Source organism: Crocosphaera sp., from assembly GCF_030064895.1.
Classification (GTDB): Bacteria; Cyanobacteriota; Cyanobacteriia; order Cyanobacteriales; family Microcystaceae; genus Crocosphaera.
Window position 1 is genome coordinate 32012 of the sequence record NZ_JASJEB010000014.1, and the last position, 11783, is coordinate 43794.

Here is an 11783-nt window from a genome sequence, read left to right on the forward strand (position 1 = left end):
TATTTAATACAAAAGCAAAAATTATCTATCAATTAGGGAAACATCTCCAAATTCCTCAATTGTTTTTTCAACAGATAGAAACAATTATTAGTTGAAAACTATAGCACTACAAAAATTAGTTACCATAGATAGACTTTGGTGAAAGGAAACAGGGAACTTCGGAATAGGAAAAAACAAAAATTCCTAACAAAAATTCGTAGTGTTATATTAAAATACCTATTATAATTAAATTAACTACTTTTATCAGTTAATCTCAATGACATTAACACGAGAAACTTTATTAGGAAAATCTGTAGACGAACTAACTACCTGGATGAAACAACAAGGACAACCAGCTTATAGAGGTAAACAACTTCATCAATGGTTGTATCAAAAAGGAGTGCGATCGCTAACAGAAATTTCTGTCTTTCCTAAAGCATTCAGAGAAGACTTGAAAGATTATCCTATCGGTCGTTCTAACATTAACCATTGTACTATTGCACCCGATAAAACCAGAAAATACTTATTAGGTTTAGGGGATGGATTAATTATTGAAACTGTTGGTATTCCCACCACAAAACGCTTAACCGTTTGTGTTTCTTCTCAAGTAGGATGTCCCATGAATTGTGATTTTTGTGCCACTGGAAAAGGAGGATATGACCGTAATTTAAGCAGTGCAGAAATTGTCGATCAAGTCTTAACAGTACAGGAAGACTTTCAACAAAGAGTTAGTCATGTTGTATTTATGGGAATGGGAGAACCCTTATTAAATATAAAAGAAGTCGTCAAAGCTGTTAAAATATTAAACCAAGACATAGGAATAGGACAGCGATCGCTAACTATTTCTACTGTAGGAATTCCCAAAAAAATCTTAGAATTAGCTCATCATGAACTACAAGTAACCTTCGCTGTTAGTCTTCATGCAGCTAACCAAACCTTAAGAGAACAATTAATCCCCAGTGCCAAAGTTTATCCCCTTCCCAAACTTTTAGCCGACTGTCGAAAATATGTAGAAATAACAGGAAGAAGAGTCAGTTTTGAATATATTTTATTAGGGGGTGTTAACGATTTACCGGAACAAGCGATCGAGTTAGCAAAATGTTTAAAAGGCTTTCAAAGTCATGTTAACTTAATCCCTTACAACCCCATAGAAGAAGTCGATTATCAACGCTCTACTTCTGAAAATATCAACCTATTTAAAAACATTTTAGAAGAAAAAAATATTGCTGTCAGTGTCCGTTATTCCAGAGGACTCGAAGCTAATGCAGCTTGTGGACAGTTGAGAGCCATGTCATCGGTAAAAGAGTGAGCAGTTACTAAAAATTTGGAATAACTGCTCACTGTTAACTGTTAACTCCTTAAGCTTCAGAAGCAACCGGTTCCGTTTCTGCCACTGCTTCCACTGCTTCTTCCTCTTCCGTTTCTGAGGAGGGTTCCACTATATCCAGTCGAATGGTGAGGTAACGCATAACTTCTTCCCCTAAGCGCATCATCCGTTCTAAGGGTGCGATTTGTGTTCCGTCTGCTTGATAATTAAACTCAACATAAATACCATCCACCTTTTTTTGAATAGGATAGGCCAGACGGCGTTTACCCCAAATTTTCACTTCTAGGTTAGTAGCGTTATTTGTGGTCAGAAACTCCTTATAGGTGGTCAAAGCTTGGTTTACTTGGTCTTCTGAAAGATCAGGACGCAAGATAAAAATCATTTCGTATTGTTGACTCATGGTTTAAACTCCTTATGGACAAGTTGGCTTCATGATTCACTTAGAATCTGAATATCAAGAAGCAAGGATTAATCGAAACTAATCAATTGAAACAATGTCTTCTTTTTTTAGACACATTCCCCCATCCTAACACAATATTGAGGTTACAATGTTCAAATTAACGAGGGAATTGTTCTCGATATTCCCTTAAAATCAAACATCAAACTACAGACTGGATGACGAATGGCTAAGTAATGGCTAAGATATTCAAAGGCCACTTAGTCTGGTTCTGAACCATCTCACTGCTGAAGTTTATGCCGCAACGCTACGTTCGAGTAAAAACCAATCAAGGAAACGTCCACTATGGCTCACTTAATCTTAACCGTAGTGTGGCAGTGTTTGATGCTGCCCCTTGGGACGGAGGCCAACCCAGTGGGGTTGTCCTCAAGGCTGATACTTATGAATTTTTAGCCCCTTGTTTTCCTTCCAAAATTGTTGCAGTGGGTAGAAACTATAAGGCCCATGCAGAAGAACTTGGTAACACTGTACCCCAAGAACCTTTACTTTTTCTTAAACCCCCTTCAACCCTGATTGGGGAAGGTCAATCTATTCATTATCCCCCACAGTCTCAACAAGTTGACTATGAAGGAGAGTTGGCTTTAGTGATTGGGGAAGTAACTAAAAATTGTTCTGAGAAAGAAGCACGTAGCAAAATTTGGGGGTATACTATAGCTAACGATGTTACAGCCCGTGATTTTCAACGCAAGGATAATCAGTGGGTGCGCGCTAAAGGGTTTGATACATTTTGTCCTCTCGGCCCTTGGGTAATCCGTGAATTGAGTGCGGCCGCCAGTATTCAGACTTTTGTTAATGATGAAAGCGAACCAAGACAGTCTGGTTTGGTCCAGGATATGATCTTTTGTCCTCAAGTCATTGTCTCTTATATTTCTCAAATCCTGACATTGTTTCCAGGGGATGTTATTTTGACAGGAACCCCCGAAGGGGTTGGCCCTGTAAATGTCGGCGATCGCATTCGGGTAGAAATTGAGGGTATTGGTAGCATCGAAAACCCTATTATCAGTATGCCAACCGCTAACATTCCTACCAGCGAACCTGAGAATAAGCAGCCTCAGAAATCGTAGGAATTTCTGCATAGCGGCCTAAAGCTGATTGGGCAATAGAAAAATAGGAGGCTGCTAAACCACCTAAAAATAGTACATTGAATAAGGTTTCAATGAGAATGCCACCTTTTAAAGCAGGTAACAAGACAAATTGCATGATGATACCGCCTAAAGCCAATAAAATGCCGATGAGGATCGATTGCATGGCGTTATAGCGAATAAAATGGCTAATCTTATCATTACGAACCACGGCCGCAAATAAAAGAATAAATACCAGAAAACTGCCAAAACGTCCTAAAGGTCCGAGTAAGGCACTCACTAAACGATAAGTGATCTCAACAGGTATAGCAGGAAGCACCAAAAAGTTAAGAACTGGAAACTGTTCTAATAAGAACTCGCCAAAAAATACGGTGTCATAAACGGCAAAGCAATAAACTAAAGTGCCAAAAATACGATCGGTTATACTAACTGAACCACGCCACGTCATTCGGGGTTACTCCTTAATTATTAAACTGAGTTCATCTTTATCTTAAGATTTTTCGGTTTTAATGACCATGATATGGGGAGTCTGGGAAGTATGGGGGGTGATTGAAGAAGCAAGATTAGAACTAATATTAAAATAGAAATTCTGCCATACCCATCGGTGGAACTAAACGATCTACATCTAAAATAAATACAGTTAATAACTGCTCATTGTCTTCAATTCTAGTCACATGACTAGCTATTTCTAAAGTATCTCCACGACGATAGGAATCAGGTAACATCCGAATCTGACTAATAGGTAAATCAAGCATAGAAGGAGTTTGAGGGACTAAAATTCCAAACAATTCGTCAATACTATTTTTCGCTAAAATAAGAAATTGTCGTCCTTCTTTTTCGGGTTGAGGGACTCTAAAAAGACGTTGATGAAGATCAATCGCTGTCATTTCTTTTTCATCCACATAAATCAGTCCTAATGCTGTTGTCCCACTCCCTTCCATCGGAGTGTAGTGAGTGATCTTTTTCACCGACTCTACAGGCAAAGCTAAGTGAAGCGTCCCTATCTGAAAGATTAATAATTTACGGAGATGGGATTTTTCTTGTCCTAAAGAGGATTCAAAACTGTTTGTATAAGAGTAATTTGTTTTAGTATTCATTGTTAATTATTAATTGTTAATTGTTAATCATATTTTTAACGGTTTCCAGGAATTGTTGTTCAACGTAGGGTTTAGTAAAGTAGGCACTTGCTCCTAAATGGGTGGCTAACTGACGATGTTTTTCGCTGCTACGAGAGGTTAACATAGCAACGGGAATCTTCATCATTTGCGGATCACGACGACGCTTGCCTAAAAATTCAAACCCATTCATATTAGGCATTTCTACATCACAAATCACCAGATTTATCCCCGAAGTTTGTTGTAGTTGTTCTAAAGCTTCTCGGCCATCTTTAGCTTGTAGAACTCGATACCCTGATTTTTGTAAAGTTAAGGCCAAGGTTCGTCGTAAGGCCGCTGAGTCATCCACCACTAAAACCGTGGGATTTTGTGAGATTGTGATGGGGGTAGAACCTTGATTATCAGAACTTTCTACCCTAATACCAGCAGCTTTTCCTGAAGACTGATAAGAGTCTAAATGTTCCTCTAATAAGATAGTGCCATTGACCACAGGAATTAAGGTCCCATCCCCTAAAATGGTGCAACCATAAGTATAAGCAGGGGCAGCGATCGCTTTTCCAAAAGGTTTAATCACTAATTCTTGTTCCGTGAGCAAACGAGTCACTTCTAGGGCGTGTAAATGCTCTCCCCGTCGTAAAATGAGCAGGGGTAAACCCCAATGATCCGGGGTAGAGATTCCTTGAAGAGACTGAGAAACAAACCCATCAATAGAAGAACTGCGATACTCCAACAGATGTTGCATTGCATAAATAGGGATAATTTTTCCTTGCCAAGCCAAAAATCTTTGTTCTCCAGACACTTTAATCTGTTCAGGTTCGGGCATAATAATTTCTTCAATGCTATCAGAAGGCAAAGCAATAGCCGATCCTTGATGATAGTTATCATAATGAATTAAACAGACTAATAATTTAGCAATGGTTAGGGTTAAGGGTAGACGGAGGGTAAAAGTGGTTCCTTGGCCTGCTAGAGAACTCACCGAAACCTTACCTTTTAAAGCTGTTAACTGTTCTCTAACCACATCTAAACCCACCCCACGGCCCGACAGTTCACTAACTTTATTAGCTGTAGAAAATCCAGGTTCAAAAATAAGATTCTCTAGAGCTTCTTTTGTCATCAAAGCCACCTGTTCTGGGGTCACTAATCCTGCTTGAACAGCTTTTTTGGCAATTTTATCCAAATCCAGTCCCCCACCGTCATCGTGCATTTCAATGATAGTTTGGTTGCCTTGGTGATAAGCAACGATTTCGATTTTTCCCTGTTCTGGTTTGCCCAACTTGCGACGAATTTCTGGGGGTTCAATGCCATGATCAAAACCATTTCTGAGGAGATGTTGGAGGGGATCGTATAATTTTTCTAAGGCTGCTTTATCCACTAAAACAGAACTACCAGTTAACTCTAATTTAACGGGTTTATGATACTGATTAGATAAATCCCGTAAGACTCGAGGAAAGCGGTTTAAAACTTCCCCTAAAGGTAACATCCTCGCCCACATTAATTCATCTCTAAGTGAGTTAAGCATTTGTCTTTGTTCTTCTAAAGTTTGATTAGAAGAACGGGCAAAAAGAACAATATCATCCACTGATTCTTCTAACTGCATCATTTCTTCTAATAAATTCTGCACAATAGAATAAACCGTGCCATAAGAATCCATTTCTAATGAGTCAAAATCAGTGGCTTCTGAAAGAGTATATAAGGAAGAAAAGTCCACAGTATTTTCTCCATTGCCAGAGTTTTCCAGACCTTTTTTCTTTCCATAACGTTCAGGTCTAACTACCATTTGATCCGATAATTTTTTGAGGTTTTCTGTAATTTTTTGAAAATAAGAAAAGCGTTCAACTAAGTCTTTTACTTTGTTTTGTAATTGTTCATTTTGTAGGGATAAACTATTACGGTTAATTACCAATTCCCCCACTAAATTATTCATTTTTTCCAACCTGTTAAAATCAACCCTAACCGAAAGCAGACCCGCCTTTTTTTCTTTCGAGGATCTTTCTGTTTGAGATGAACGTCGTTGTCCTTTCGTCGCTTTAGAAGAACGAGTTGCACCACTGGAACGGGTGGGACGATTGGAACGAGTAGTATCAGAAGAATGTCTAAAGGTTTCACGGGAGACGGGTTTTCCTGTAATTGATGGATTACTTTGTTCTTCAACGGTTGGTAAGGTCTCAAAAATATTTTCTACCGACTCAATAAAAGTATCGATATTTTCTTGAATTTTTGTCTCATTAACTTCAACTTCTAAGGATAAAGTTTCTTCTTTGGGGGTTTCTACCTTGCCAAATAAATTATCTAAAGAAGCAGCAAAAGGAACCTCCTCCACCGGTTCAGATAGCTCCCCAACAGGTTCTCCAAAGACATCATCCAAAGCAGGAACCCCTTCCCAGTCCGGTTCTTCTTTTTCGGCGATCGTTGAACCAAAAATATCATCTAATGGAGGCGAATCACTAAACTCTAAGGACTTAACCGGAGTTTCTTGTTCAACCTCCACCCTATCTACAACAGCATCATCAGAGGATAATAATGACTGGGCCGCTTCCTCATCTTTCTCTGAAAAGAGATTATCCAAAGAAAATACAGAATTTTTGTTAACAGAAGGTTCTGAAGGTATTTCGACCACAGGAGCAGACATTGGCGTTTCCAGGATATTCCCTTGTGCCAAACTTAACAACGCCTCAGAAGGTTGACCCCCCGAAGTGCGATCGCCTTCCACTAAAACTAAATGTTGACTCTGTTTTAAGTCCCCTAAAGCCACCTGAGCAATAGATAACGCCTCTGAGGGTAACTGTTCGAGAGCCTGTACCATATTCTGAACAATCTTCCCAAACCCTGGTAGGCCAAGGATTTCAGAAAATCCACTGAAAACTTCCCCCTGAGTGCGTAAGGTTTGAGTTATTTGTTCATTGTCTCCAGAGGCCAAAGCTGTTTCAATTTCTTGTAAACCTTGAGCCACATCTACTTCAAACAGAGAAGAAACAATATCAATTCCCAAATCTGCTGAAGATGGGAGATACTGTTCCCCTTGAGCCATACTATCCCCTAAAATAGCCTCAATGGCTTCAAATATAGGCAAAGCAGTGTCGATGGCCCCCTCTTCATCAAAACTCCCTGTGATGATTTGGTCTTCTAAGGGATCACGCAAGTGATCGAAACCCTCTAATAATAGGTTTTCTAGCTCATCATCGATTATCACTGTCTCATCATAGAGAGCCTTAAAAATGTCTTCGAGACGATGGGCGATGATTTTGATGGTATCCAGTTCAACACTGGCCGCCCCACCTTTAATAGAATGAGCCGCCCGCATAATTTCGTGAATGGTTGAGGTATCACGCTCTTCTTTGAGGGTAAGTAATCCAGTTTCAATAATGTAGAGAAGTTCGGGGGCTTCTTCAATGAAAAATTGATAGGCTTGATCGCGGATGTCAGGGTTCATCATGGTTTTTGGGAGACGGGGAGATGGGGTGACGGGGTGACTGGGAGATGGGGTGATGGGGTGACTGGGAGATGGGGTGACTGGGTAACGGGGTGACTGGGTGACTGGGAGATGGGGTGACGGGGGGAGCGAAATATTAATATTGTTTCTAGTCTTCCCACACTCCCCACACTTCCCACACTCCCCACACTTCCCACACTCCCCACACTCCCCACCCTTTCTATTTCCTATTCAACTTTAAACCGTTCAACATTGGCTTGTAATTGTTGGGCCAGGAGTAGTATGTCTTGGAAAGATTTTGCTAAATCAAGGACAGAAACCGAAGTATTTTCGGCAATAGTAGAAACGTCTCCCATGACTTCATTCATAGACTTAGAGGTCAGAGATTGGTCTTTAGCAGCCTCGAAAATGGCAGTTACTAAGCCATCAATCTGTTGAGAAGTGACTGTTATCTGTTGCAGACTATTACGGGTTTGTTCAACTAATTCGGTTCCTCGCAATACTTGTTCAGTCCCCGTTTTCATAGTTTGGGTGACTTCTTTAGTTTCGCTTTGAATACTGTTAACTAAGGTTTCAATTTCTGCGGTAGCTTCTGCTGAACTGGTGGCTAAACCCCGTACTTCATCGGCAATGACGGCAAAGCCTCGTCCTTGTTCTCCGGCGCGGGCTGCTTCAATAGAAGCTTTGAGCGCGAGTAAATGGGTTTGTGCTGCGAAACGACTAATTAAATTAACTACCTTAGAAATCTTTTGGGACGATTCTCCTAAATGTTGAATTTTCTTAGTGCTTTCTGTCACGGTGTCTTGAAGAGAGATGATACCGTCCATGGTTTGATTAATGGCCTGTTCTCCAGCAACGACATTTTCGGAGGCTTTTTGAAAGGCTGTTAATGTTTGTTCCGCGTTTTCGGTGACAAAATTAATCGATTTACTCATGGCCGTTAAGCCATCGCCTGCTACTGTAATTTTTTCGAGTTGTTTGAGAGATTCTTCGGCTAAATTTTCGATTAAATGCTCATTATTGTTGGTGGTCTCAGAAAACTGTTGCGCAACAGTTGTAACTTGAGTGACTAAGGAACGAAGGTTTTCCACCGTTGCGTTATAAGAGTCAGCAATAGTACCAATTTCATCTTCAGTGACTTCAGCGCGAATGGTGAGATCCCCTCTACTAATGGGTTCTACTGCCATCAACAATTTTAAGGCTCTCTGTTGTAATTTTTCTTTGGCCATGCGTTGTTGTTCAGAAACAACGGTTTGCTCATGCAACAGTTTAGCCCGTTCTAAGGCGACCCCAACTTGTACGGCGACTTGGGTTAAAAAGTCAATTTCGGGTTGTTGCCAATGACGAGGACTTTGACAATTATGAGCAATCAGTAATCCTAATAATTCTCCTCCGGCTACAATAGGAACAACTAAATTGGCCTGAATTTCTAAGCTTTGCAGTTGTTGCAGATCACAAGAGTCTAAACCAGCTTTATGAATATTAGTTAGGGCTTTAACCCGTCCTTGACGATATTTATCCACAAAAGATTTCGCAAAACAAGGATCAGGAATATTCTGCCCTAAGGTGGCCGGATAGGCTGGATTAACCGATTCCGCGATTACGGTTCCTTTCCAATTTTCATCAAAACTATAGACAATAACTCGGTCCGTTTTCAGTGCATCACGACTACTTTGAACCACTAAATCAAAGAGATTTTCGGTAATTATTTCTGTGGAAATTTTTAAGGTAATTTCTTTAAGAACACGGGCTAACCCTGATTCTAAAGCCTTCGTTTGGGCTAGAGTTATACGGTTGATAGTAACTTGTATCTGGCTGACAAATTGTTTGAGGAAATTAATTTCTGTTTCTTGCCATTGCTCGTTATGGGTGCAACGTTGAGCAAATAAACAACCATAAAGGGTTTTTTGATTATAGATAGGGATAATCAATTGTTCTTTGACTTGCAACCTTTCTAAACTCTCTCGGTATCCAGAATTTTCGCTGATAGCGTCTAGTTGTTCGAGGGTCCACTCTTCTGTTGATAGGGTTGCTTGCAACTCTTGTAATAAACTTGTAGGAATCATCTCACTGTCATCCTCTTGTTCTAAAACAGAGGTAAAACCAGGACTAACTACTTCATACTTGACCTGGTCTTGATCATCTTCAGCAAAATAATAGATAAAGAGACGATCCAACTTAACTAAGCTTTTTGCTCCCTCTAACCCTCGATAAAACCAACTTTCCAAAGCCAAAGGATCAAGGGTTTGAGTAGAAGAAAGTTCTGCTAAAAAGCGGAACATTTTCGTTTTTTCCTGTAACCCTTCTTGATGAGTGGCAATATTGTTGGCCATCTCATTAAAATAGGTTCCTAACTCTCCCACTTCATCTTGAGAGAGACCCTCAACCCGAGCATGATAGTCACCACTGGCAAATCGTTGAGTCACTTTTTGTAAGCGTTTAATGGGTTTGGTAATAGCTGAGGCAATAATTCCGGCAACTACGACCACAACCCCCAAAACCGCCACCGATAAACCCAGTTGTAACACTAAACTATCTTTCAGGATTCGATTTAATCCCAGTTCGCGATCACCGTAAACCAAAATAGCAACTTCATTCCCGTTATGGTTAGGCAGTGCTTTGGCTGCCAGAGTATAGTTATGATTATTAACATATCCTCTTTCTCCAACGGTTTTGCCTTGAGCTTGTACTGCTTTTTTTAAGATAGATGTATTGGCAGGAAGGGCTGTGTTAAGGTTAGAATTCCTCAGTTCGGTTTTTTCAAAGGCAGTAGCTAAGGAAAATTGTTTATTTTCAGGATTATAAAGATAGACAGCACTATAACCAATATCTTGAAAAGTCTGTACGTTTTTCTTAACAATATCCGAATTCCCGTTAACAATATCCCCAGAAATAAGAGTCCCGATTACAGTTTGTGTACCGGGTAGTTTAACAGGGGTAATGGTATAACGGATCAAGGCATCTTGGCCCCTCAGTCCGGCCGGTAGAGGTACTTTTTCTTGGATTAGTTCTTGTAAACTAACTAATTCACTGGTACGGATTTGTTTTTTTTGTGCCATGACCCGGGTAACTAACCCTTGAGGGTTAAATATTTCCCCCTGACGTGGACTATTAGCATTGGCAATAATACGTGAAGTTTTATCGACTAAAGTAACATATTCAAGACCATAAAGTTTTTGTTCATTTTTTAAAATAGATTCTAATTGAGTGCGAATTTCTGGAGATAAAGATTCTCCTTGATTAAAAATTTTTGTAGCTTCAATAATTGTAGGATGTTCTGACTTAGCGGTAGCACCTAAACCCATTTTGTCTAAATCGGTATTGTAATTGAGTTCACTAACAGCTAATTGAGATTTTGTTTGATAAAGTAAATGAGAGCGTAAACTACCAACTAAAGAGCTTGAACTTAACCCAATTAATCCCCCTAATGCAAGAAAAATTAGAGCAGTAATCATTTGAGTCTTGCGACTAATAGGCAAGTTATAAAATTGCTCAATCAGTGGCAATCCAGAAGAGCTTTTAGGGTTATATTTGACTACTTTTTTAGAAATAAAAGGCGAAGAAAGAGAGGTTTTTCCCCTTGTAGAAGAAGGTTTGGGAACTGGTTTAACAGGGTTTTGCATAGATAGTACTTAACAATTAATATTAACAACTCAAATAGGAAACAGCTTAATCTTTTGACTGCAAAAAATGGATTAATCTTCTACTGGTAAATTAATCAAAATTCCTCCCATCACATCTCCCACCTTAAAAATTTTGCTAGGATAACGTTGTTTATGGATAGGATGTTGATTATGACAGTCAATACAAGCAGCAGAAACAGCTTTATCAGGATAAAGAGCAGAGAAATATTTTTTCCCATCTTTAACCTGATATTCTTTATAAGGTAAGCCCGTATCTAATACTTCTCTCATTGCTTTTTTCTCAAAATTAGTGTTGGGAATATTATTCTCATTGAGACTCCAATCGGAAATAGCCCCATAACTAAACGCACTATTTTCTGAGGCTAATTCTGAAGTCATGCGAAACATTTGTGCTGGTAGGGGCAAAGCTTTCTCCTGTTGCCAATGTTCAGAAGCCCTAACAACGTTTTCATCTTTGAGCCGTTGCACAACATGTTTACCGTAAATGATGCGTTCAGACTTGATAATGCGGTGAATATAATCAGTTACCATATCCGCGGGGACTTTGGCTCCCAGTTGCCGGGCATCAAGGGTGGCACAAGAAACAACGACAAACCAACTGGCCACCCCGAGTATGATGAGGGTGATCAACCGCAGAAGGAATTTTATTGCTCGTAACTTTTGAATTAATGTCTGTATCATGGTTCTGTAGGCAGTATGCGAGTGGATAGGGTGCTAAGTGTGAGTAGTTTGGGGAGAATTTAGAATTT

9 protein-coding genes are annotated in these 11783 nt (G+C 39.7%); 2 read left to right on the forward strand and 7 right to left on the reverse strand.

Annotated elements, in window-relative coordinates:
- Positions 1–256: 256 nt before the first annotated feature.
- The gene (gene rlmN / locus QNJ66_RS06025) at positions 257–1288 is read left to right on the forward strand and encodes a 23S rRNA (adenine(2503)-C(2))-methyltransferase RlmN (RefSeq protein ID WP_300503993.1); all 1032 of its coding nucleotides are present in this window, start codon (positions 257–259) and stop codon (positions 1286–1288) included.
- Positions 1289–1337: 49 nt separating this feature from the next.
- On the opposite strand, the gene rpsF is transcribed toward rlmN, so the two are convergent.
- Complete coding sequence (gene rpsF / locus QNJ66_RS06030; RefSeq protein ID WP_300503995.1) at positions 1338–1706, reverse strand: 30S ribosomal protein S6; 369 nt, start codon at positions 1704–1706, stop codon at positions 1338–1340.
- A 293-nt stretch (positions 1707–1999) separates the two neighbouring features.
- Between rpsF and QNJ66_RS06035 the strand changes: the two genes are divergently transcribed.
- Positions 2000–2827 (forward strand): fumarylacetoacetate hydrolase family protein, encoded by an 828-nt coding sequence (locus QNJ66_RS06035; RefSeq protein WP_300503997.1) that lies wholly within the window; start codon positions 2000–2002, stop codon positions 2825–2827.
- Here QNJ66_RS06035 and QNJ66_RS06040 read toward each other — a convergent pair.
- The 6 genes from QNJ66_RS06040 to QNJ66_RS06065 all read right to left on the reverse strand — a co-directional run bounded on the left by QNJ66_RS06040 (position 2787) and on the right by QNJ66_RS06065 (position 11715).
- A complete protein-coding gene (locus QNJ66_RS06040) occupies positions 2787–3293 on the reverse strand; it encodes a Tic20 family protein (protein ID WP_300503999.1) in 507 nt (168 codons plus the stop codon). The genes QNJ66_RS06035 and QNJ66_RS06040 overlap by 41 nt on opposite strands.
- 127 nt (positions 3294–3420) lie before the next feature.
- A complete protein-coding gene (locus QNJ66_RS06045; protein WP_300504001.1) occupies positions 3421–3942 on the reverse strand; it encodes a chemotaxis protein CheW in 522 nt (173 codons plus the stop codon).
- A gap of 16 nt (positions 3943–3958) precedes the next feature.
- Positions 3959–7393, reverse strand: coding sequence for a hybrid sensor histidine kinase/response regulator (locus tag QNJ66_RS06050; protein ID WP_300504003.1), 3435 nt, complete (start codon positions 7391–7393; stop codon positions 3959–3961).
- Positions 7390–7587 carry a hypothetical protein gene (locus tag QNJ66_RS06055; RefSeq protein ID WP_300504005.1) on the reverse strand — a complete coding sequence of 66 codons (198 nt, stop codon included), beginning with the start codon at positions 7585–7587 and terminating at the stop codon, positions 7390–7392. The genes QNJ66_RS06050 and QNJ66_RS06055 overlap by 4 nt, the downstream gene beginning before the upstream one ends.
- Positions 7588–7617: 30 nt before the next feature.
- Entirely contained in the window at positions 7618–11013 is a 3396-nt protein-coding gene (locus QNJ66_RS06060; protein ID WP_300504006.1) for a methyl-accepting chemotaxis protein, read from the reverse strand.
- Positions 11014–11085: 72 nt separating this feature from the next.
- Positions 11086–11715 (reverse strand): DUF3365 domain-containing protein, encoded by a 630-nt coding sequence (locus QNJ66_RS06065; protein WP_300504008.1) that lies wholly within the window; start codon positions 11713–11715, stop codon positions 11086–11088.
- Positions 11716–11783: the final 68 nt, after the last annotated feature.